We start from the raw sequence: 24,187 nt of genomic DNA on the forward strand, positions 1-24,187 counted from the left end.
TTCAAGAGTCGAGCTCGGCCTCGGACGCCAACGAAATATGGCGGATGATCGCGTCCAGGTCGTTGGGCACGATCACGGGGCGGTTGGCGAACCCGGCACGCTTGACCCCGCGCGACCCGAGCACCTTCTCGAACTGCTCCTGGTCAGTGCCATGATAGGCCACCGTCGCGGTCGGGTCCTTCAACTGGTGCCCGGTCAGGATGCAGACAACCCGGTCGGACGGGGCAATGACCCCCTCCTCGCGCAGCCGCTTGGCCCCGGCCACCGACGCCGCGCTGGCGGGCTCGCAGCCCATGCCGCCGGCCCCCACCCAGGCCTTGGCGTCCAGAATCTCCTGGTCGCCCACCTGGCGCACCACGCCGTCGCAGAAGTCCAGCGCCCGCAAGCATTTCTTGAGGTTCACGGGGCGGTTGATCTCGATGGCCGACGCGATCGTGTTCGCCTTCGCGTTGGCGTCGGTCATCCGCTGATAGAACGAGCTGGTCGTGTCGTCCGAGGGCAGGCCGTCGTTCCATCGAAGGTCGTGGCTGTTGACCAGCTGCTCGAGCGTCTGGGCGCCCGACGCGTTGATGACCGCGAGCCGCGGAACACGATCGATCAGGCCGAGGGCCTTCAGCTCGATGAAGGCCTTGCCGAAGGCGCTGGAATTGCCCAGGTTGCCGCCGGGGACCACGATCCAGTCGGGGGGCTCCCAGGCGAGCGACTCCAGGACCCGGTACATGATGGCCTTCTGGCCTTCGAGCCGGAACGGATTCACCGAGTTCATCAGGTAGATGCCAAGCCGGTCGGCCACCTCGCGGACGCGGGCCATGGCGTCGTCGAAATCGCCGACGATCTGGATCGTCAGGGCGCCGTGGTCGAGCGCCTGGGCCAGCTTCCCGTAGGAGATCTTGCCCGATCCGATAAAGATGATCGCCTTGAAGCCGAACGACGTGGCGGAGCAGTAGACCGACAGGGCGGCCGAGGTGTTGCCCGTGCTGGCACAGGCCACGCGGCGGGCGCCGACCATCCGCGCGTGGGTGAACGCGGCGGTCATCCCGTTGTCCTTGAAGCTGCCCGAGGGGTTCATCCCCTCATATTGCAGCAGCAGGTTGCCGGGATTCATCCCGACGTGCACGCCCACCTTATCGGCGACCTGGAGCGGGGTCTGGCCCTCGCCAATCGTCACGACCATCTCGGGCGGGGCGAACGGGAGCAGCTCGCGGAACCGCCAGACGCCTGAGTAGTTCAGGGGGTTGAGCCGGTCCGTCCACTTGGCCTCGAATTCCGAGAGGCTCCGGGGCACGGGCAGCCGGTCCCAGTCATACACCACGTCGATCAGGTCGCCGCAGCGCGGGCAGGCGAAGACGGCCTGGTCGACGGCCAGCGTCTGGCCGCAAGCCGGGTTGATGCAGCGCTGGTAGGCGCGATCGGTCAGGACGCCGCCGGTCACCACGGCCATCTCGATGCCTCGCCTCGCCACGCGGACGTTCAGTCGGTCGATTGCGGGGATGCGCCAGGGTGTCCGGACCCCGGCAAGCTCTCGACTACTGTAACGACGTCGACGAGCGCCGGGCAAGCCGAAACCGGCCGGGGGGCCGTCAGACAAATCGCGACGTCGGATCCTGGAGCGTGGCGCCATCGCCGCCCGCGACCGGCCCGCTGTCGGGGTTCAGCCGCTCGTAGACCTCGTGGCGATGCACCTCGACGTCCGCCGGAGCCTCGATGCCCAGCCGGACCTTGTCCCCCTGAATCCGGACCACGGTCACGACGATCGATTCGCCGATGTGTATCCGTTCTCCTACCTTGCGCGTCAGGACGAGCATCGTTGTCTCACTCCTCGATTGGTGTCGGATCAAGGGCGTCTGCACGATGCATCCCGGCATTGGCCGCGCATCACGCGAGGTCTCCCGCGACGACTCCGACGTCGGCGTGGACCTCAGCGTCCTCTGCATCACTTACGCCGAGCATGGAAGGATTGTGACGCCAGGCCTCGGGCCTCGAAAACCAGGACGTCAGGCACGACCGGTTTAGGCGGCCAAGTTTGTCGAAGTTTCACTCACACAAGGGCTTGACGTTAAGATTCAATCTCATATGCTTTAACTTGCCTGGTTGATCTCTCCTCTACGCTGGCATGTGCCTAAACACCAGTACTACACGAGACATCTTGAGGATTCTCATGGCAGCGGCCCCCAAGAGCAGCACGTCTTCGAAGACCGTCAAGGTGGCCACTCCCGCCGGTCGCCCGCTGTCTGAAGTCCGTCGTGTCGCCGACCTGCTTAAGCAGGTCTCCGACCCCACCAGGCTTCAGATCCTGCTGCTGCTGGCCGAGAAGGAGCGGAATGTCTCGGAACTCTGCTCCGACCTGGGCACCCAGAGCCAGCCGGCCGTCAGCCATCACCTGGCCCTGCTCCGTCACGGTCGGCTGATCGAGCCCCGCCGCTCCGGCAAGCACAATTTCTACTACCTGACCGATGGCGGTCGCGACCTCACCGCGGTCGTCGACACCGTCATCGGCTGACACCAGCCGTCGGGCCCACGAGCGATGACGCTCGCCCGTCACCCGGCCCGTGCATCTCGAGTCGAGTCGGCACCGCTAAGCCTGCCCCCGGGCGATGACGCCCAATTCATCGAGCAAGTGACGCAGGTGCGACTCGATCTCGCGGGCCGTTTCCAGGTAGACCTCGCGCCCGGACCCGATCGGGTCGTCCAGATCGCCCCCCCTCGGGTCGAGGAGCCTCGCCTTCGGCCTCGCCTCGGGCGCCTGCTCGAGCAGGATCTCCAGGTGGTCGGCCGTCATCGCCAGGACATGGTCCGCGGCCGAGGCCAGCGAGGCCGTGATCATCCGGCTGGCGTGGTCCTTCAGCGACCCGCCGCGTGACCGGACCACCTCGACGGCGTACGCCGCGGCCGGCATGCCCGGGTGGGCCGCCACCCCGGCCGACATCACCACGAACCCGTGGTCCTCGAGCGCCCCGGGATCGCAGCCGAGACGACGCGCCAACTCCGCCTTACAAAGCGCCTCGGCCATCGGACTGCGGCAGGTATTGCCCGTGCAGACGAACAGGATCAACGTGCCCGACATCCTCTTTAACTCCTCGGGACCGGCCGCCCCTTCGCTCAGGATCGTCCAGCGCTCGCCCTCGACGAGCACGACCGTCGGCGCGTGACCCCGCTCGGCCGGGCCATCATCGATCAGGATGTCGCACCGAGGTCCCGCCTCCAGGTCGTCCACCCGGGCGACGGTCCCCGACAGCACGACCGGCCCCGGCAGCAGCCGCAAGACCTCGCGCAGCAACGGGTGGGCGGGCGCCCTCAGCGAGATCGACGAGTCGCGGACAACCTGGGCCCGCACCGTGCCGGGCAGGCGCGACGCCAGGCCGTCGGCGACTTGGCCCCGGAAGACCAGGGTCAGGGGACCGGGCCAACCTCGCCTGGCCAGCCTGAGGGCAGCCGGACTGACATCAGGCACCCAGTCGGCCACCTCGTCGGCCCCCTTCACAAAGAGGGACGGCAATGGCCCTTCGGCCCCTTCGGGCATGCCCAGGCGTGCCACCGCATCGGGCTTCAGCGCGCTGGCGACCAGGCCGTAAGCGTCGCCCGTCGGCAGGCCCACGACGCCCCCCTGAGCCAGGCAGGCGACCACCCGATGCACCACGTCCCGGGGGTCGTCCGCTCGCCTCAAGTCGATGCGTTCCGGCTTGGTTCCGGGCTCGGCCATGAATCGTCCGCCGTCGTGATCGGGAGCCGGTGAACCGAGCCCGCGCCGGCGCGGACTCGCCTCCCCCACTCTACGAATTCGCCACTCGGCCGGTCAATCCGGCCCGCCCGGCCTGCGATCAACCGGGCCTGCCGCCCCTCGCTCACGCGCGTGAATGGGGTCAATTGGCATTGCCACGCCTAAATAATCAGTCGCTTCCCTATGAGCCGTCGAAATCGGCCGAAGATCGCCGGGCCCGCCTTCGTTCTCTCAGACCGATTTAAACTTGTGCAATCTTGGGTCGATGAGGAGGCCCCGGGCGTCGACGACATCACCGGGACCCCATCAAGCCCAGGGCTCGGCCCCCCCGCCGGGGATGAGAAACCACCGACGTCCGATCCGAAGGCCGACGTCAGATGGCGATGTCCTGGAGGTTCAACCTCCCGCCCGAATGATCCGAGGCTCGGGCCCCTGCCCGGCGCGCGAGGGCAAGTCCGCCGGACCGTCGTCGCTCGCTCGTTTTGGTGTTAGAATCCGTGAGACCATCGCCGGTCGGACGGTCGACCGGCCAGGTTTCCCGGGAGGTCGTCGTTCTCATGCGCATCCTGGTCGTCGGCGGTGCGGGATATATCGGCAGCCACGCAGTCCGCAGCCTGATCGGGGCCGGGCACTTCGTCAAGGTGTTCGACAACCTCGACGCGGGGCACCGCGCGGCCGTGCCCGAGGGGTTGCTCATCCGGGGCGACCTGGCCGAGCGCGAGGCCGTCGAGGATGCGCTGCTGGCCCACCGGATCGACGCGGTGATGCACTTCGCCGCGTTCACGTCGGTGCCCGAGAGCGTGGCTGACCCGTCCAAGTATTATCGCAATAACCTCATCGGCACCCTCAACCTGCTTGAGGCGATGCGTTCGACGGGCGCCCGATCGATCGTCTTCTCCAGCACCGCGGCCGTCTACGGAGCCCCCGACGCCGGGGCGATCTCCGAGCAGAGCCCGACGCGGCCCATCAACCCTTACGGCTTCACCAAGCTGACGATGGAGCGGGCCCTGGCCGACTACGCCGCCGCCTACGGCTTCGGCTTCGCCGTGCTGCGTTACTTCAACGCCTGCGGCGCCTCCGCTGACGGCACGATCGGCGAGGACCATTCGCCCGAGACCCACCTCATCCCGATCATCCTCCAGGTCGCCCTCGGCCAGCGCCCGCATCTCTCCGTCTTCGGGTCCGACTACCCGACTCCCGACGGCACGTGCATCCGCGACTATATCCACGTCGAAGACCTGGCCGAGGCCCATCGGCTGGTGCTCGGGCAGATCTCTCCCGGCAAGGGCCTGACGTATAACGTCGGGACCGGCAAGGGGTTCAGCGTCCGCGAGGTCATCGAGTCGGCTCGCCGCGTCACCGGCCGGCCGATCGCGGTCGTCGAGCACGACCGCCGGCCGGGCGACCCGCCTTCCCTGGTGGCGTCGTCGGACGCGATCAAGCGTGACCTCGGCTGGACGCCCCGCTACGACGAAATCGACGCGATCGTCGCCTCGGCCTGGGCCTGGCACTCGTCCCACCCCCGGGGCTATGCCGATACTCGCTGAGGCCAGGGCGTCGCCCTTCACCGGGCTCGCCCATGCTAGGGTGGTCACCTGATCACCTTGATGGGAACAGGCGATCATGGTATTCCGATGAACCGTATGGTCGCTGCGTGTTACGCCGCGACCAACGGCCGTTGCGCGCCCGACCGCGTCGGGGTGCCTCGGGCAGATCGGGGTCGGGACGAGGGGGCGTGATGGCCGACACGGAGTCGTCGCTGGCGAAGATGCTGCTAGGGGAGCTCTCGACGCTCGAGCCGGGGCAGGAGGCGGTCTGCTACGCGGCGCTCGCGGAGAAGACCCGGGCCTTCACGAAGATGCAGTCTCCCTATTGGAAGTGCGTCTTCTCGGACCGCTACGCCAAGCGAGACTTCATGCTCTGGTCGGACGACCCCCTGCACGAGCGGGCCGCTACCTGGGCCGACGGCCTGGTCTATCGCCTTCACGTCGCCAGCCGCAGCTCGCCGCGAGGGACCACGGTCCGGGTCCTCAGCATCCGCGAGGTCTCGATCGAAGATGCCGAGGAAGGCTACAGGGTCTCCGACGTCTATGAGGCGTCGAGGTTCGAGCCCGAGGAGTCGATCCAGGCGATCTACAAGATCGTCGGCGAGTGTATCGACGATAAGTATCTCCGCGAACTGGTCTTGCGGATCTTCCAGCAGCACGACGCGGCGATCCGCGAGATGCCGGCGGCCAAGAGCATGCACCACGCCTTCACCGGCGGCCTGCTCGAGCACATCCGCAGCATGGCCCGCGTCTGCGCCTCGTTGGCCAAGCATTACGGCCGCTATTACCACGACCTCGACCCTCCCTTGAATTGCAGCCTGATCGTGGCCGCGGGCATCCTGCACGACGTCGGCAAGCTTTACGAGCTGGAATATCACCCGGTCGCCGCCCGCTACACCACGCTCGGCCAGCTGATCGGCCACGTCGTGATGGGCCGCGACATGGTCCGCGCGGCGGCCGCCGAGATCGAGGGGTTCCCCGTGGAGACGCTGCTTCAGCTGGAGCACGCGATCCTGGCGCACCACGGCAAGCGCGAGTTCGGCGCCCCGGTGCTGCCGGCGACCCTGGAAGCCCTGATCGTCTCGTATGCCGACGACCTCGACGCCAAGATCAACCAGGCCGCGCAGGCCCGCCTGCGGTCCAACAGCACGGCCGAGTTCACCGAGGACATCTTCTTCGGCGCGGAACGCAGGCGCATTTACAAGGGCGTGCGATCCGAGCAGGAACGCGACACAGGTCCGTGCGACCCCGACTCCTGAGCCTTCCGGAAACCCCCGGACAATGCCCGTTGGCGACGGCCCGCCCCGGCCTTACAATGAGGCCTCCTCCGCCCCCGGCGTCCGCTGGAAGCCGTGGAGTCGGCGGACGAAACACGACCCACGGGATATCACACCGCGATGAAACTCGAACGATCCTTGATGTGGGCGGCCCTGCCCCTGATCGCCCTGGTCGGCTGTACCGACCCGAACATGACCAACGAGCCGCCCGCCAACCCGCCCGCCGTCACGGCCCCCGGCACGGCCCCCGGCACGGAACCGATCCAGCCCGAACACGCCGAGGGCAAGGACAAGCCGGGCACGCCCGCCCCCGCGCCGGTCGAGGCCGTCCCGACCCCCGCACCGGCCGAGGTCAAGCCGGCCGAGCCGACCCCGACCCCCGCTCCGACCCCGGCCCCGGCCCCGGCCGAACCGAAGGACGCCCCCGCGCCGGCCTCCGCCGACCCGAAGGACGCCCCGAAGAGCGTCGAGCTCAGCGCCGACGAGATCGACGCGATCAAGAAGCTGCCCGAGGCCGACCGCGGCATCGCCCTGGCGCAGCTGGTCTGCCCGGTGAGCGACGAGCACCTCGGCTCGATGGACGTGCCGGTGAAGGTCTCCAGCGACGGCAAGGTCGCGTTCCTCTGCTGCAAGGGCTGCAAGAGCGACTTCGACAAGGACCCGAAGGCGATCTTCGACAAAATCGCCAAGAAATGACCTGAGAGCCCGCCCTCCGGTCTGCCCTCGAATTGTCGGGGGCAGGCCTCCCCGTCCCCGATCCTGCGCCGGCTGGGAGATTCGGGGAACTTCTCTCCGGGGCTGGCGATCCCGCGAACTGCTTGCTAGAATGCGCCCCCGGTGATAGAGGTGTTCGCGCGCGATCCGAGGTTGTCCCCGCCGCAGGCGCGGCGGTCGCCGCCCAGGATCGCATGCGGACCTGCCTGGCCGGATCCCCTCCGAAAGGCAACCCGGCGTCCCACTCGGGACGTCCGAGCCCGCCTCGACCGAGGCCGACGTCGGCCGCCAACTCCCCCTTCGCCTCGTGTGCTTGGCCCTCCCGCTGATGCGTCCGGTTTCCCGGCCTCTCCCGCATCGCCAGGACGAGCCCGACCGCCCCGCTCCGGCCCATGCCGGGCCCGATCTTCGCCGATCGGCCTGCCCGCCATGCCGCACTCGTCCTCCCAAACAACCCCTCGCTCGCTCGGAGTCCTCGGACCCATGGCCCAATCCAGTGCTCGCCAGAGCGCCATCGCCGCCATCACCACGTGGTCGACCGATGGCCATAGCAAGCCCATGAAGCAGACGCCGATCCGTCAGCTCTTCGGCTCCAACGTCTTCTCCGACGAGGTGATGCGGGCCAGGCTGCCTGAGAACACCTACAAGGCCCTGCGCAGCACGATCAAGAAGGGCGTGCCGCTGGATCCGACCGTCGCCGACGTCGTGGCCACCGCCATGAAGGAATGGGCGATGGAGCGGGGCGCCACCCACTACACGCATTGGTTCCAGCCCATGACGGGGCTGACCGCCGAGAAGCACGACAGCTTCCTGGCCCCCAGCGACGAGGGCATCGCCATCGTCGAGTTCTCCGGCGGCGAGCTCGTCCGCGGCGAGCCTGACGCGTCCAGCTTCCCCTCCGGCGGCATCCGGGCCACCTTCGAAGCCCGCGGCTACACCGCCTGGGACCCGACCAGCCCGGCCTTCATCCTCGAGAACCCCAACGGCACCACGCTCTGCATCCCCACGGCCTTCTGCTCGTGGACCGGAGAGGCCCTCGACAAGAAGACCCCCCTGCTCAGGTCGATGGAGGCCCTCTCCAAGCAGGCCGTCCGCATCCTGAAGCTGTTCGGCTCCACCGCCAGCCGGGTCTACACCACGGCGGGCCCCGAGCAGGAATACTTCCTGATCGACAAGAACTTCTATTACGCGCGCCCCGACCTGATCAACGCCGGCCGCACCCTCTTCGGCGCGAAGCCCCCCAAGGGGCAGGAGATGGAGGACCACTACTTCGGCGCCATCCCCGACCGCGTCCTCGCCTGCATGCTCGAGACCGAGACCGAGCTGTACAAGCTCGGCGTGCCGGTGAAGACCCGCCACAATGAGGTCGCCCCGGCGCAGTACGAGATCGCCCCGATCTTCGAGAACGCCAACGTCGCCACCGACCACAACATGCTGGTCATGGAGACCATGAAGCGCGTCTCCGACCGGTACGGCATGCAGCTCCTGCTGCACGAGAAGCCGTTCGCGGGCGTCAACGGCTCCGGCAAGCACCTCAACTGGTCGATGTCCGACGACCTGGGCAACAACCTCCTCCGCCCGGGCGCCACTCCGCACGACAACGCCCAGTTCCTGCTCTTCCTGGCCGCCGTCATCCAGGCCGTCAGCCGCCACGGCGACCTGCTCCGCGTGGCCATCGCCCATGCCGGCAATGACCACCGCCTGGGCGCCAACGAGGCCCCGCCGGCCATCATCTCCATCTTCCTCGGCGACATGCTCCAGGACATCGTCGAGCAGATCGAGGCCGGCGGCGCCAAGAGCACCAAGGCCGGCGGCACGATGACCATCGGCGTCAACGTCCTGCCCACCCTGCCGCGCGACGCCGGCGACCGCAACCGGACCAGCCCGTTCGCCTTCACCGGCAACAAGTTCGAGTTCCGCGCCGTCGGCAGCAGCCAGTCCATCGCCGGCCCCAACGTGGTGCTCAACACGATCGTCGCCGAGAGCATCGACGAGATCGCCACCAAGCTGGAGGCCTCCGTGGCCGCCGGCAAGGACCTCAACGCCGAGATTCAGACCCTCCTGGCCGCCGTCATCAAGGGCTCCAAGAAGGTCATCTTCAACGGCGACAATTACTCCGACGCCTGGCACGCCGAGGCCGAGGCCCGCGGCCTGCCCAACAAGAAGAACACGGTCGACAGCCTGCCCGACCTGGTCAGCCCCAAGTCGATCGCCCTCTTCGGCAAGTACGGCGTCTTCTCCGAGCGCGAGCTGCACTCTCGCTATGAGATCCTGCTGGAAGCCTACAAGAAGACGATCAACATCGAGAGCCAGATCACCGCGCAGATGTCCCGCCGCCTGATCCTGCCGGCCGCCCTGCGGTACCAGGCCGAGGTCGCCGGCTCCGTCACCGCCCTGAAGGCCGCCGGCGTCACCGTCCCGGCGTCGCAGCTCGAGCTGCTCAACGACCTGACTACCACCATCGGCGAACTCCAGGCCAAGACCAACATCCTGGTCAAGGCCTCCGAAGACCACGTCGAAGGCGACAGCCTGGCCCACGCCGCCCACTCGCGAGACGTCATCATCCCCGCGATGAACGCCGTCCGCGCCGCCGGCGACAAGCTCGAGACTATCGTCGCCGACGACCTCTGGCCCCTGCCGACCTATCAGGAAATGCTCTTCATCAAGTGATCGTTCGACCTTAAACGTCGATGATCTTTCTTGATAGAGTTTAAGGGCCCGGCCGGGCGACGTTCGGCCGGGCCCTGTCGCATGAACGCCCGAGAATCTGCTGATTCGAGCAGCCAAGATCACTGGCAAAAACCGGTGGCGAATATCTTCGACGATTCGGGCAGGCTAAAGGAGGCTATCCTGCACAAACCGACAACCGGTAGAGGCTAGTCCCTCGTTGTGAACACTCTGGCACTATGGCGTGTCAAGAGACGGGACCGCATGGGCTTGCACGAGGTTGAGAAGACGAAACAATGGCACAATTTACGGGAGGACCTACACACGACTATATTTGGGATAGGAAGCTCGTGTCTGCTCTGAAGGCTGTGAGAGCTGCTGCTAACTTGTGGTCTACCCAAGGAGCAGCTGCACTCGAAGTCGATTCGCTTCTTGCCGTCCTCTTTCACATTTTTGCGGACGAGTGGTTTTCATCTCCTGTTCCTGGCCAAATCAGGGCCGAGACGAGGACCTTTGCAGATTGGCGTCCGCTTGTATCCGCTGCGTTGATTGAAGCCCGGCGGTTGAATCCAAGGGTCAGCAGAGAAGTGGTTGAAGGGGTTGTTGATGTAGTAACAGGCGAACTTCGATTAATCGTAGAAGAGTGGTCACAGGGGGACCCTGAGCACCCGCCCACTGAGCACGTGCTAAATGCGGTTGTACACGCCCTATTTGAAGCGAATTTAGGAAAGCGGCCGGCAAGTCGGAAGTTACCGACTTCCTTTCCGACCATGTGACCTAAATCGACCAGTCCGCTTGGGCTGGCACCGAACACGGGCTGCGGTCACCCAAGCATCATCATCACATTTCCACAATATCGAACATAACCCCCATTCTCGGCCAGACATCGTTTGCGGTGATGGAATACCTTCCGATCATGTTAGGACTTGCAGCACCGAACGTGCTCGGCGGAATCGCGTCAGGTTGGCGCCGGCAAGGTGGCACTCGCTGGCTAAAAGTGCGACGGACAGCATGCCGCAAAGGTTGTCCATTGGAGAATTGCTCGCGAATTATTCGATCCGGAAAACCATTTCTCGGAATGATGTCCTAGCCTTCCCGGGTTCCTCGGACTTACGAGGGGCACTCCGTCTCACGTTGATGAGACGGCCGGAGATGGGTTGAGATCAATCCGGTCGGGCTCGCATGTCGGCGTTGAGGCCGATTGCTGGCTGGGGACGCCCCGGGTTGGACATTCTTTCAAGACGAAGGTCGATCGACGATGCGAATCGATGACGCGAATTACTCCGGGCGCCGCCTCTCGAAGGATCTCGCTCGCTCGGCCCGTCGCACGACGCTGCGTCCGCGGCTCAGGACGATCGAGGTCCTGGAGGACCGGCAGCTCCTCTCCACGTTCACGGTGTCGAACCTCAACGCATCCGGGGCCGGTTCGCTTCGCAGGGCAATCGTCGACTCCAACGCCCGTCTGGGAGCGGACACGATCGACTTCCAGGTGAACGGCACGATCAAGACGGGTCACGTCTCGCTGCCGTCGATCACCGACGCCCTGACCATCGACGGCTCCACGGCCCCTTCGTTCGCCGGCTCGCCCGTCGTGACGGTGGATTTCCAGGGCTCCAAAGGGCTCAAGTTCGACAGGGGGGCCGACGGCTCGACCCTCAAGTCGCTCTCGCTGGTGAAGGCCGGCAACGCGGGCGTCACGCTCAACGCCTCGCGCATCACGGTGGCCGGTAATTACATCGGCCTACGTGCCGACGGCAGGACCTCGGCCGGCAACCGCGGGGACGGCCTCCAGATCAACGCCTCGTCGCATGGCAACTTGATCGGCAACGCCAACCCGGTCTCGGGCGTCACCTTCTACAATTCCGACCAGGTGACGACGCAGCCAGTTTCTTACTGGCAGGGTATCCGTGGCGGCGATGTTGCCGGCCAGTACCTGATCTCGGGCACGTCGAACACGACCGGCCTGCTCTTCGTCGGCAATATCGAAGGGGTCGGCACGAGCTATCCCGTTCAGGTCCCTTTCTCCACGGTCACCAGCGCCTACGGCCCGGACAACCTGGGCAACGGCCGCGTGCGGGTGGTGGGCAGTTATCAGACCAACATCCCCTCACCCGACTCGGCGGTCGTCCACGGGTTCCTCTTCGAGGGGACGACGGCGGAACTCACCGCGGGGACCGGGAATTACCGGACAATCGACTACCCGGGCTCGAAGTTCAACTTCGTCCACAGCACCATGGGCGGTCTGGCCGTGGGCAACTCCGACGCCCCGACCTCGAGCGGCCAGCCGCTTGGCCCGGGCCAGGCTTACGTCTACGACCTCGCGTCGGGCACGTTCGCGGCGAGCGTCGTCTACCCGGGCTCGACCAGCAACACCGCCTACGGGATCTGGTCCAACGGCGGCACGAAGTACACCATCTGCGGCGGCTACAGCAACCTCAGCGTGAACAACCTCGATGGCCAGAGGCGACCGATCGGCGAGGCCTATCTCGTCGATTATGACTCCGCGACCGGCCAGTTCAGCAACTGGAAGACCTTCGAGTATCCCAACGGCGTCGTCGGCACCGACTACATCGCGCACTTCGAGGGGATCAGCAGCGTCGAGAAGGGGGTCTACACCCTCAGCGCCGACTCGGTCCAGACCACCGGCGGAACCGGCCTCGTCCAGGGCTCGCTGGTCACGGTCAGGCGCAACACGGACGGCAGCTTCGGCGACGCCGTCTGGGTCAACCTGCAATCCCCCGGCGACAAGGGCATCCCCAGCGCCAACTCGGTCTACGGTAATCAGGTCGTCGGGATCATCACCGACAGCTCGGGCGAGAGTGCGTTCCAGGCGACGGTCAACTCCGAATTCCAGCTCTCCAACGTTATTGCCGGCAACGGCGGCAACGGGATTGGGGTTTATGGGTCCGACGCGAACGTGATCGCCATGAACTACATCGGGACCGACGCGACCGGCACGCTGAAGCGCGGGAACGCCAAGAACGGCATCCTGCTGACGAAGGGTGCGGCCCGCAACGTCATCGGCGGCCAGGCCACGGCCGGGAACGACCCGACGGCCGGCGTCTTCGCCCGCCCCCCGCAGGGCAATCTCGTCTCGGGCAACGGCGGCAACGGCGTGCTCATCAACGACGGTTCCCATGAAAATCTGCTGAGCGGCAACTTTGTGGGGACGACGGCCTCGGGCAATGCGGCCCTGGGAAATAAGCTGGACGGCGTGGCGATCGAGAATGCCGACGCCAATTCGCTGATCGGCTGCACCTTCAGCCAGGACCCGTTCGTCTTCTACAACGTGCTCAGCGGCAACGGCGGCAACGGCCTGCGGATCACCAACTCGAATAACACCATGGTTCAGGCCAACTTCATGGGCGTCGGGGCCAACAACGCCTCGATCGTGGCCAACGGCGGCAACGGGCTCTTGATCTCGGGGTCGTCCAGGAACACGCAGGTCGGCGGCGTGATCCCGCTGGGCAACGTGATCTCGGGCAACAACCGCAACGGCATCGAGGTGCGCGACACGGCCAGCGGGTTCATCTCGTTCAACACGTTCGGAGGCGTCTATGCATTCGGGGGCGCCGCGCCGAACCGGGGCAACGGGATCCTGATCACCTCCAGCGGCGGGAACAACCAGGTCCGCACGTCGATCATCTCGGGCAACCGGGGCAACGGCATCGAGCTGGGCGGCAACGCGACCGGAGTGCAGATTTACGACGTCGCGGCCGGGACGAACACCAACATCACGGTGGCCATCCCCAACGCGGGTAGCGGCATCAAGCTCTCAGGACGTGCCCATCACAACGTCATCGGCGGCTTCCAGCCCTCGGTCGTGCCGCAGGTAACGCTCTCGGCGAACGGGCGCTACGGCGTCGAGGTCACCGGCTCCGCCCGCAACAACGCCATCTTCCACACATTCGTCGGCACCAACTTCCACGGCGCGGGCGACCTGGGCAACACGCTTGGCGGCATCTACCTCGGATCCGGCACCTCGTCCACCACGATCGGCGGGCCCGGGGCCCTCCAGAACCGGATCGAGAACAGCGGCGGCAACGGCCTGACGATCCAGTCCTCCTCCAGCAATACGGTCCTGGCCAACCTGATCAGGAAGAACGGCGGGGATGGGGTCGTCGTCGCGGGCCACTCGGCCGGGACGCGGGTCCTGGGCAATGAGATCGGCGACAATGCAGGCAACGGCGTCACGCTCGCCGCCGCCCGCAAGGTCAACATCGGCGGGAGCGTTCCCGGTTCGGGCAACCAGATCGTGGGGAATCGCCGCTACGGCCTCCTCGCCTTCGGCAACAACCACGGCACCGTGGTGCAGCGAAACGTGATCGCGGCGAATGCCTCGGGCAACGTCAACCTGACCAAGGCGAGCGGCATCACGTACATCCCCGCATAATCACATTGCCATTCAGGCAGTCGATCGCGAGCCCCGGCCGATCGTCGGCGACCCTCCCCGGGTCGGGACGATCGGCCGGGGTTCGCCCCATTCGGGTCTCGAGGAACATCGGGCCGTCGGAAGGTGGCGATACCCCGAAGTCCGAGGCGATCGGACCCGTCATGGCCTGCGGAAAGGCCCTGCGCCGGTCCGATTCCGCGGTCGCCGGCGTTCGTCGTCGCATTCGCGGCTCGCCCCGGATGGATGACGATCCCGGCTCATTCGTCCGGCGACAGATAGCCGTGATGCACGCCCAGCCAGTACGCGACCGTCCAGGCGACCCCGTCGTCCTCGGTCCTGCCCGCGTGGCCCCCGTCGGCCACCCAGGGATTGCTGTTCCAGCGAGCCTGCGACCGCTCGGCCGGCGAGAGCACTCGATCGAGCTGCGAGCTGTGGCGACGGATTCCCGGGGCGTTGGTCATGCGCACGTCGTGGCGCTGCGAGTTCTTCGTCGTCCATGAGACGAGGTCCAGGGGCCAGTCCTGGAGTGTGATCTTGGCCTCGTCGACGTCGCAGCGGCGACCGGTGGTCGCGCCATAGATGAAGTTGTAGAAGGGGTTGTGCTCGGGCCGGATCGCCTGCTCGCCTTCGATCGGCTCCCAGGTCCGGGCGATGCTCTGCACCAGCACGCGCCTGCGCGCCGGGTCCTTCTCCAGCATGAGAAGCGGATAGTAGACGAGGTACAGCAGCTCATCGTCGGAGTGATTGATGTCCGGGAACCTCCCGGTCGCCCCCCGGCGCATCAGCAGGCTATTGATCAGATAATGATGCTCGCGGATGAGCTTGTTCGCCGCCTCGGCGTACTTAGAATCGCCGGTGATGTGCTCGGCGACCTTCAGGAATGAGAGGATTTCCAGCGAGTTCAGGGCCCGCAGGTCGTAGTAGAGCGGGTGGTTGTTGATAAGCTCGGGGGCCCAGATCCCCCAGCGCGTCTTGCGGCCGGTGTGGTCGACCAGCGTGAAGCCGTGCTCGATGATCCCGTCGGTCACCCGGCGCACGACCGCGGCGATCTCGCGCTTCTCGGCGTCGTCGGCCACCAGGTCGTGGTAGAGGAACCAGGCGAAGTAGTGGCCGTCCAGCTCGTCGCTGCTGGTGTCACCCTTGCACCAGAGCCCTTCCCTGGCCTTCGACCGATACCAGACCTTCGTCTTGTCGCCGGGCGCGTGGACCGTGCCCTCGGGGTCGAATCCGCGGATGCCGGCGGCGATCTCGGCGTCGGTGACCATCGATCGGGCCGGGAAGCCGGGGATGCCCGAGAGGCGCTCCAGGTTGAGCAGGGCGTCCATCGAGGCCTTCGCCTGCTGGCGGGCCGCCGGGTCCTTCGTCGCCGCGTACCGCAGGGCCATGGCGCCCACGTACATCGAGGTCCAGAGGCCGTCGTTGTCGCTGGCGTCGTAGATGGCCCCCTTGGTCGGGTCGCCGGGCGTCTTCAGGTCGATCTCGCAGATGTACCCGCGTCGGTTATGGCGACTCTGGAGGATCCGGTCGTAATGCGCCGCCTTCTGGGCGAGCGTCATCGACGCCTCTTCGATGCTGGCGAGCCCCGTCTTCGTCCGGAACCAGGCCCGTCCATCTGTATCCGTCCAGATGGCCCGGACGTCGTTATCGGGCAGCCAGCGTCGCCCCCAGAAGTAGCGGAACTGGCCGTCGCGCAGCCTCCAGGCCCCTTCGGGCGTGCCCGCCCAGAGGTCGCCGTTGGGCGTCAGGTGCAGGCAGTTGATGGTCTCGAACGGGACCCCGTCGAGCCGATTCAGGCTCTGCCACCACTGCTCGCCGTCGGACAGGTAGATGCCCCGATCGGTGCCAGCCCAGATATGCCCGGTCGGGTCGGACACCAGCGACGAGATCTTGGCCCCCCAGCGCACCTCGGGCTGGCCGGGCTCCAGCACATGCGGGCCGATGTCCAGCGGCTCGAACCCGCCGCCGGCCGTCGACCGGAACGGCCCTTGATCGGTGAGGACCCAGACACGGCCGCTCGCCGCCCTGGCCGACGAGATGACTTTCGCCCCCGGGGGCAGCTTGCTCGCGTCCAGATCGGGCAAGACGACCGTCGGCGGGGGCACCTTCGCCCCCGCGTCATATTGCGTCGCCACAAGCTGCGGATAGGTGCCGGATCGGGCCGAGGCCGGGCAGAGTGCCAGCAAGGCTGCGGTTGCGGCGACGGATGCAAGGCGAATCCTGATGAGGCACATCTCAGCGATGCTCGAAGGCCGGGAGAGGCGCCTAGAGGATGCCCGAATGGCCACGCCCCCGCCACCATGCAGTCGGCAATTCGTCGCGAGGTTTGCCCGGCCCCGAACGGCGAGTCGACCGCCTTGTCGGCGTGGGCTCGTGCGTGCCGGGGCAAGCTGGGGGAATTAAGCACGAATCGGACAACAACCCAGGCCGGGCCCCGATTCTCGGCCTGAATCCCGGTTGCCGTTGAAGGGAGTGAGACCTGGCCTCGATCGCAACCGAGGCGGTCATCGGCCGCAACATCTTGCGAGGTCGGGGGCTTCCCCCTTGACTTGAGGTTCGTTCCCGCCTTTACTATTACCAATCCCGATACCGCCAACCTTCTATTATTGATAATTAGCGACCCCCGACGGGGCCTGGCGGACGATGCAGCTCGAAGCTCTGAAGATTTTCTGCGATGTGGTGCGCTGGGCGAGCTTCTCACGGGGAGCGGCCGAGAACAGCGTCTCGCAGTCGTGCGCGAGTCAGACCGTCCACCAGCTCGAGGATCGTCTCGGAGTGAAGTTGATCGACCGGTCCAAGCGTCCCCTGGTCCCCACCCCGCAAGGGAAGGTCTATTACGAGGGTTGCAAGGACCTGGTCGGCCGCTACCTGGAGATTGAAGGGCGGGCCAAGGCCGCCGCGACCGATGCGGGGAATGTGGTCGGGACGGTGCGTGTCGCGTCGATCTACTCCGTCGGGCTCAACCACATGAGCCAGTATTCTTCGAAGTTCGAGCGCCAGCATCCCGGGGCCAGCGTCCGGGTCGAATATCTGCACCCCAGGCGGGTGGTGGAGAGCGTGATCGACGAGTCGGCCGAGCTGGGCCTGATCTCGTACCCCCGCAAGTGGCCCGAGCTCCGGGCCATCCCCTGGCGTGAGGAGGCGATGGTGCTGGCCGTCCATCCGACGCACAGGTTCGCCGGCCGCGCGTCCGTGGGCGTCGCCGAGCTGGACGGCGAGCGATTCGTCGGCTTCGACGCCGACCTTTCGATCCGCCGGGCGATCGACAAGTTCCTGCGGGCCCACGGCATCCACGTGCAAGTGGCCCTGGAATTCGACAATATCGAGAACATCAAGCGCGCCGTGGAGATCCCCGCCGGCGTGGCCATCCTCCCCGAGCCGACGCTGGCGCGTGAGCTGGCCGCCGGCACCTTGTGCAGCGTCCCCTTCGCCGACGCGAAGCTGACGCGCCCTCTGGCCGTGCTGCACCGCAGGGGCCAGACCCTGGGGCCCACCGCGGCCCGGTTCCTGGCGTTGCTGACCGCCGACGAAGGCGGGGCCGACGCCCACGCGACGACCGCCGGCGCGACCGCGACGACCGCCGCGGCCACGGCCGTATCCAAACCTGCCGAGGGGCACGTCCCCCTGGCCCAGTAAGCCAGGCCGGCTGCCCCCAGACCTCGACCGGCCCGCCCAGGTGCGAGCCCAGGGTCGCCGGCCTCTGTCCATTTCAACGTCAATCGCCCGGGACTTCCACCGGGCCCGAAGCCGCCGGGGCCCCCTGCCCGGCCCAGTTCGACGCGATCCCAAGTAGCGCCAGGCGCGAGTTGAGAAGGGTCCCAAACGATGAGTCACGGCCTCCCCCAAGCCCAGGGCCTCTACGACCCCGCACGCGAGCATGACGCCTGCGGCGTCGGGTTCGTTGCCGACCTCAAAGGCCGCAAGTCGCACAAGATCGTCCGCGACGGCATCACCGCCCTGATCAACCTCAACCATCGGGGCGCCTGCGGCTGCGAGGGCAACACCGGCGACGGCGCGGGCATCCTCATCCAGGTCCCCCACGCCTTCCTCTCCGCCAGGTGCGCGGAGATCGGCATCGAGCTGCCCGCCGCCGGCCATTACGGCGTCGGCGCCTTCTTCGCCTCGCCCAACGCCGAACGCCAGGCGTTCGGCAAGTCGCTCTTCGAACGGATCGTTGAGGAGGAGGGCCAGACCTTCCTCGGCTGGCGCCCCTTGAAGGTCGACAACTCCAACCTGGGCGACGGCTCCAAGTCGGTCGAGCCGGCCATGGACCACGCCTTCGTCGGCCGCGGCCCGTCGATCGCCGATGAGGACGCGTTCGAGCGCAAGCTCTACGTCATCCGCAAGCGGTTCGAGACCGAGATCATCGACAGCGGGCTGGAAGACCACACGTACTTCTATTTCTCCAGCCTCTCCTGTCAGACGCTCGTCTATAAAGGGATGCTCACCGTCGAGCAGCTCTCGTCGTACTATGCCGACGACCTGGGCGACGAGCGGCTCGTCAGCGCCCTCTGCCTGTTCCACTCGCGGTTCAGCACCAACACGTTCCCGAGCTGGGAGCTGGCCCACCCGTACCGGATGATCTCGCACAACGGCGAGATCAACACGCTCCGCGGCAACATCAACTGGATGCGTGCCCGCGAGGCCCAGTTCGAGTCGGACAAGTATGAGCCGGGCGACGTGAAGAAGCTGGTCCCGATCATCCGCGAGGGGCTCTCCGACACCGCCTGCCTGGACAACGCCGTCGAGCTGCTGGTCCGCTCCGGCTTCTCGCTGCCGCACGCGATGATGATGCTCATCCCGGAAGCCTGGGAAGGGCACGAGTCGATGTCGCAGGCGAAGAAGGACTTCTACGCCTACCACGCCAGCCTGATGGAGCCCTGGGACGGCCCGGCATGCATCGGGTTCACCGATGGCAAGTCCATCGGCGCGGTGCTCGACCGCAACGGCCTGCGGCCCAGCCGCTACTGGATCACCAAGGGGGGCATGGTCATCATGGCCTCCGAGGTCGGGGCGCTCGACATCCCCGCCGAGGAGATCGAGCGGAAGGGACGCCTGGAGCCGGGCCGGATGTTCCTGGTCGACCTGGAACGCGGCGTCCTGGTCGACGACGACGAGCTGAAGCACTCGCTGGCCAACTCCCAGCCCTACGGCGACTGGCTGGCCGAGCACCAGGTCAAGCTCAGCGAGCTGCCCGAGGCGCCCCACCTGCCCGAGCCCGACCCCGACACGCTCCTGAAGCGGCAGCGGGCCTTCGGCTACACGCTGGAAGACCTCAAGTACATCATCGGCCCGATGGGGACCTCCGGCGAGGAAGGGATCGGCTCGATGGGGACCGACACCCCCCTGGCCGTGCTCTCCGACCTGCCCCAGTCGCTGTTCAACTACTTCCAGCAGCTCTTCGCCCAGGTGACCAACCCCCCGCTGGACGCCATCCGCGAGGAGCTGGTCACCAGCGTCAAGACGGTCGCCGGCGGCGAGTGCAACCTGCTGATGCCCGGCCCCGACAGCTGCAAGCAGATCGCGCTCGACTCGCCCATCCTGGACAACGACGAAACCGCCCGGATCAAGCTGCTGGAGGGCTACCGCGGCTTCAAGTCGGCCGTGGTCCCCATGCTCTTCCGCGCCTCGCAGGGGGCCGAGGGGCTTGAGAAGGCGCTCGACGTCCTGTTCGACTCGGCCGTCGCGGCCATCGACGCCGGGGCCAGCCTGATCGTCCTGTCCGACCGCGGCGTCAACGCCGAGATGGCCCCCATCCCGTCGCTGCTCGCCTGCGCCGGCCTGCACCATCACCTCGTCGAGAAGGGCCTGCGCACCAAGGCGGGGTTGGTCGTCGAGTGCGGCGACGCCCGCGAGAACCACCACTTCGCCCTGCTGCTGGGCTACGGCGCCGGGTCGATCAACCCGTACGTCGCCTTCGAGACCCTGGACGCCCTGACCGGCCAGGGAGCCTTGAAGGACGGGATCACGCACATCGAGGCGGTCGAGAAGTATCGCAAGGCGATCAAGAAGGGGGTCGTGAAGGTGATGTCCAAGATGGGCATCAGCACGATCCAGAGCTATCGGGGGGCCCAGATCTTCGAGGCCATCGGCCTGAACTCCGCCTTCATCGACCGCTACTTCAAGAAGACCGCCTCGCGGATCGGCGGCATCGGCCTGCCCGAGATCGCACGCGACGTCGTCGAGCTGCACCGCCAGGCCTACACACCCCGCGAGGTCGGCCCGATCCTGCTCTCCGAGGGGGGCCAGTACCAGTGGCGCCGCGACGGCGAGTTCCACCTGTTCAACCCCGAGACCGTCTATCGCCTCCAGCACGCGACGAAGAGCGGTCGGTATGACCTCTTCAAGTCATACACTCGCGCCGTTGACGAGCAGGGCGAGCGGCTCTGCACCCTCCGCGGCCTGTTCTCGTTCGGCTTCGACCAGTGTACGCCGGTGCCGATCGAGGAGGTCGAATCGGTCGACTCGATCGTCCGCCGGTTCGCCACCGGGGCCATGAGCCTCGGCTCGATCAGCGAGGAAGCCCACGAGACGCTGGCCATCGCCATGAACCGGCTGGGAGGCCGGAGCAACACGGGCGAAGGGGGCGAAGACCCGCGCCGGTTTACGCCCGATGCCAACGGAGACAGCCGCCGCAGTGCCATCAAGCAGGTGGCCTCGGGCCGGTTCGGCGTGACGAGCGAATACCTCGTCAACTCCGATGAGATCCAGATCAAGATGGCGCAAGGGGCCAAGCCCGGCGAGGGGGGGCAGCTCCCCGGCGTCAAGGTCTCGCCCTACATCGCCAAGGTCCGGCACTCGACCCCCGGCGTGGGCCTGATCAGCCCGCCGCCGCACCACGACATCTACTCAATCGAGGACCTGGCCCAGCTCATCCACGACCTGAAGAACGCCAACACACGGGCGCGGATCAGCGTGAAGCTGGTGGCCGAGGTCGGCGTCGGCACCGTCGCCGCAGGCGTGGCCAAGGCCCATTCCGACGTCGTCCTGATCTCGGGGCATGACGGCGGGACCGGGGCCAGCCCGCTCACGTCGCTGAAGCACGCCGGCATCCCCTGGGAGCTCGGCCTGGCCGAGACCCAGCAGACCCTGGTGCTGAACAAGCTCCGCGACCGGATCGTGGTCCAGGCCGACGGCCAGTTGAAGACCGGCCGCGACGTGGTCATCGCCGCGCTGCTGGGGGCCGAGGAATACGGCTTCGCGACGGCCCCCCTGGTGGTCATGGGCTGCATCATGATGCGTGTTTGCCACCTGGGCACCTGCCCCGTGGGCATCGCCACCCAGGATGAGACCCTGCGGGCCAAGTTCGCCGGCCGGGCCGAGCACGTCGTCCAGTTCTTCAAGTTCATCGCCGAGGAGGCCCGCGAGCTGATGGCCCGCCTCGGCTTCCGGACCTTCGACGAGATGGTCGGGCGCAGCGACCTGCTGGAGACCGCCCGCGCGGTCGACCACTACAAGACGCAGGGGCTCGACTTCTCCAAGATCTTCCACCGCCCCGACGTCCCCGGCGCCGCCGTCCGGCGAATGATCGACCAGGACCACGGGATCGACCAGGCGCTCGACCAGACCCTGCTCGCCCCCGCCGCCCCCGCCCTGGAGCGAGGCGAGCCGGTGGTGATCGAGTCGCCCATCAAAAACGTCAACCGCACTGTGGGCACCATCCTCGGCAGCGAGGTCACCCGCCGCTACGGTGGCGCGGGCCTGCCCGACGACACGATCCGCCTGAACTTCAAGGGCTCCGCCGGCCAGAGCTTCGGCGCCTTCGTTCCGAAGGGGATGACGCTGACCCTGGAAGGTGACGCCAACGACTACGTGGGCAAGGGGCTCTCCGGCGGCAAGATCGTCATCTTCCCGCCCAAGGTTTCGACCTTCGTGGCCGAGGACAACGTGATCACCGGCAACGTCGCCCTGTACGGGGCCACCGCCGGCCGCGCCTTCTTCCGGGGCCGAGCCGGCGAACGCTTCTGCGTGCGGAACTCGGGCGCGATGGCCGTCGTCGAAGGGGTCGGCGATCACGGGTGCGAATACATGACCGGAGGCGTGGCCGTGATCATCGGCGCGACCGGCCGCAACTTCGCCGCGGGGATGAGCGGCGGCACCGCCTTCGTCCTCGACGAGGAGGGTGAGTTCGCCTCCCGCTGCAACCTGGGCATGGTTGATCTCGAAGCCCTCCAGGAGCACGAAGACGTCGAGCTGGCCCGCGACCTTCTCATCCAGCATGCCGGCTACACCGGCAGCGAGGTCGCCAAGCGGCTCCTGTCCGACTGGGACTGGGCCGTCTCCAAGTTCGTCAAGGTCATGCCGACCGACTATCGCCGAGTGCTCCAGGAACAGCGTCTGGCCGCCCAGCGCAAGCAAGACAGCGTCGAATTGGAGGTGAGCAATGGGTAAGCCGACCGGTTTTCTGGAGATCCTGCGCGAGACGCCGACCCGCAGGCCGATCGACGAACGCATCAACGATTATCGGGAGGTGTACAACCCCTTCCCGGTCGAGAAGCTGCGCGACCAGGGCGCCCGCTGCATGGACTGCGGAGTCCCCTTCTGCCACCAGGGCTGCCCGCTCGGGAACTTGATCCCCGACTGGAACGACCTGGTCTACCGCGACCGCTGGCACGCCGCCATCGACCGCCTGCACGCCACCAACAACTTCCCCGAGTTCACCGGCAAGCTCTGCCCGGCGCCCTGCGAGTCGTCGTGCGTGCTGGGCATCAATGACAAGCCGGTGACAATCAAGCAAATCGAGCTGTCGATCGTCGATCGGGCCTGGGACGAAGGCTGGATCGTCCCGCGCCCGCCGCAGGTCCTGACCGGCAAGAAGGTCGCCGTCATCGGCAGCGGCCCCGCCGGCCTGGCCGCCGCGCAGCAGTTGCGACGCGCCGGCCACGAGGTCACCGTCTTCGAGCGTGCCGATCGCATCGGCGGCCTGCTCCGCTACGGGATCCCCGACTTCAAGATGGAGAAGCGGTTCCTCGACCGGCGGATTGGCCAGATGGAAGGCGAAGGCGTCGTGTTCCGCGCCGGCGTCAACGTCGGCGTGGATGTCACCGGCGAGCAACTGCTGGCCGAGTTCGACGCCATCTGCCTGGCAGGCGGTGCCACCAAGCCGCGCGACCTGCCCATCGAGGGTCGCGAGCTTGAAGGCGTGATGTTCGCGATGGACTTCCTGCCGCAGCAGAACAAGCGGGTGGCCGGCGACACCCTGCCCGAGAAGACGTCGGTGACCGCCACGGGCAAGCACGTCATCATCATCGGCGGCGGCGACACCGGTGCCGACTGCCTGGGCACCTCCAACCGCCACCGATGCGCCAGCGTCCACCAGTTCGAGATCGTCCCTCGCCCGCCCGATAGCCGGAAAGCCAACAACCCCTGGCCGCAGTGGGACAACGTCTTCCGCGTGGCCCAGGCGCACGAAGAAGGGGTGGTCCGCGAGTTCTCTATCGAGACGAAGCGGCTCGTCGGCGAGGGGGGACGAGTCACCGCGCTCGAGACCGTGCACGTCAAGTCGGAGATGGTCGACGGCCGTCCCAGGTTCGTCGCGATCCCCGGCACCGAGAAGGTCTACCCGGCCGACCTCGTGCTGCTGGCCATGGGCTTCTCCGGCCCCGAGCCGGGCGGCCTGCTGGACCAGCTCGGCGTGACGCTCGACGGCGCCGGCAACGTCAAGACCGACGGACATCGGCGGACCTCGGTCGACAAGGTTTACGCCGCGGGCGACATGGCTCGCGGCCAGAGCCTGATCGTCTGGGCGATCGCCGAGGGCCGCCACGCGGCCCGCACCATCGACCTGACCCTGATGGGCCAGACCGACCTGCCCACCCCGCTCGACCACGGCAACATCGCCCGCCCCTTCATGTGAGCCGGGACGAGACCGAGA

Annotated in this window: 13 protein-coding genes; 9 read left to right on the forward strand and 4 right to left on the reverse strand. The window is 66.9% G+C overall.

Going from position 1 to position 24,187, the window contains the following annotated elements; genetic code table 11:
* Window position 1 precedes the first annotated feature (1 nt).
* Both thrC and csrA read right to left on the reverse strand, forming a co-directional pair.
* Window positions 2-1,441, reverse strand: a complete 1,440-nt coding sequence (gene thrC, locus EP7_RS24775; protein WP_463524899.1) for a threonine synthase — start codon at window positions 1,439-1,441, stop codon at window positions 2-4.
* A 139-nt stretch (window positions 1,442-1,580) separates the two neighbouring features.
* Window positions 1,581-1,805, reverse strand: coding sequence for a carbon storage regulator CsrA (gene csrA / locus EP7_RS24780; RefSeq protein WP_463524900.1), 225 nt, complete (start codon window positions 1,803-1,805; stop codon window positions 1,581-1,583).
* 353 nt (window positions 1,806-2,158) lie between these two features.
* On the opposite strand from csrA, the gene EP7_RS24785 reads away from it, so the two are divergent.
* Window positions 2,159-2,500, forward strand: a complete 342-nt coding sequence (locus tag EP7_RS24785; RefSeq protein ID WP_463524901.1) for an ArsR/SmtB family transcription factor — start codon at window positions 2,159-2,161, stop codon at window positions 2,498-2,500.
* Between the two features lie 75 nt (window positions 2,501-2,575).
* Here the strand turns inward: EP7_RS24785 and EP7_RS24790 are convergent, their stop codons facing one another.
* Window positions 2,576-3,700: an arsenate reductase/protein-tyrosine-phosphatase family protein gene (locus tag EP7_RS24790; RefSeq protein WP_463524902.1), complete on the reverse strand. Its 1,125-nt coding sequence runs from the start codon at window positions 3,698-3,700 to the stop codon at window positions 2,576-2,578.
* Window positions 3,701-4,275: 575 nt separating this feature from the next.
* Here EP7_RS24790 and galE point away from each other — a divergent pair.
* The 5 genes from galE to EP7_RS24815 all read left to right on the forward strand — a co-directional run bounded on the left by galE (window position 4,276) and on the right by EP7_RS24815 (window position 14,316).
* Window positions 4,276-5,265, forward strand: a complete 990-nt coding sequence (gene galE, locus EP7_RS24795) for a UDP-glucose 4-epimerase GalE (RefSeq protein WP_463524903.1) — start codon at window positions 4,276-4,278, stop codon at window positions 5,263-5,265.
* A gap of 191 nt (window positions 5,266-5,456) precedes the next feature.
* Complete coding sequence (locus EP7_RS24800) at window positions 5,457-6,524, forward strand: 3'-5' exoribonuclease YhaM family protein (RefSeq protein ID WP_463524905.1); 1,068 nt, start codon at window positions 5,457-5,459, stop codon at window positions 6,522-6,524.
* A 138-nt stretch (window positions 6,525-6,662) separates the two neighbouring features.
* Window positions 6,663-7,238 (forward strand): hypothetical protein, encoded by a 576-nt coding sequence (locus EP7_RS24805; RefSeq protein WP_463524907.1) that lies wholly within the window; start codon window positions 6,663-6,665, stop codon window positions 7,236-7,238.
* 501 nt (window positions 7,239-7,739) lie between these two features.
* Entirely contained in the window at window positions 7,740-9,926 is a 2,187-nt protein-coding gene (locus EP7_RS24810; RefSeq protein WP_463524909.1) for a glutamine synthetase III family protein, read from the forward strand.
* A gap of 1,255 nt (window positions 9,927-11,181) precedes the next feature.
* Entirely contained in the window at window positions 11,182-14,316 is a 3,135-nt protein-coding gene (locus tag EP7_RS24815) for a beta strand repeat-containing protein (RefSeq protein ID WP_463524910.1), read from the forward strand.
* Window positions 14,317-14,573: 257 nt separating this feature from the next.
* Here the strand turns inward: EP7_RS24815 and EP7_RS24820 are convergent, their stop codons facing one another.
* A complete protein-coding gene (locus tag EP7_RS24820) occupies window positions 14,574-16,547 on the reverse strand; it encodes a hypothetical protein (RefSeq protein WP_463524911.1) in 1,974 nt (657 codons plus the stop codon).
* A 409-nt stretch (window positions 16,548-16,956) separates the two neighbouring features.
* Here EP7_RS24820 and EP7_RS24825 point away from each other — a divergent pair, with 409 nt between their 5' ends.
* The 3 genes from EP7_RS24825 to EP7_RS24835 all read left to right on the forward strand — a co-directional run bounded on the left by EP7_RS24825 (window position 16,957) and on the right by EP7_RS24835 (window position 24,169).
* Window positions 16,957-17,949, forward strand: a complete 993-nt coding sequence (locus EP7_RS24825) for a LysR family transcriptional regulator (protein ID WP_463524912.1) — start codon at window positions 16,957-16,959, stop codon at window positions 17,947-17,949.
* A 189-nt stretch (window positions 17,950-18,138) separates the two neighbouring features.
* Window positions 18,139-22,704 carry a glutamate synthase large subunit gene (gltB, locus tag EP7_RS24830; RefSeq protein ID WP_463524913.1) on the forward strand — a complete coding sequence of 1,522 codons (4,566 nt, stop codon included), beginning with the start codon at window positions 18,139-18,141 and terminating at the stop codon, window positions 22,702-22,704.
* Window positions 22,697-24,169, forward strand: coding sequence for a glutamate synthase subunit beta (locus EP7_RS24835; RefSeq protein ID WP_463524914.1), 1,473 nt, complete (start codon window positions 22,697-22,699; stop codon window positions 24,167-24,169). Before gltB ends, EP7_RS24835 begins: the two co-directional genes overlap by 8 nt.
* The last annotated feature ends 18 nt before the right edge of the window (window positions 24,170-24,187 follow it).

The sequence above is a fragment of the Isosphaeraceae bacterium EP7 genome (assembly GCA_038400315.1).
Taxonomy (GTDB): Bacteria; Planctomycetota; Planctomycetia; order Isosphaerales; family Isosphaeraceae; genus EP7.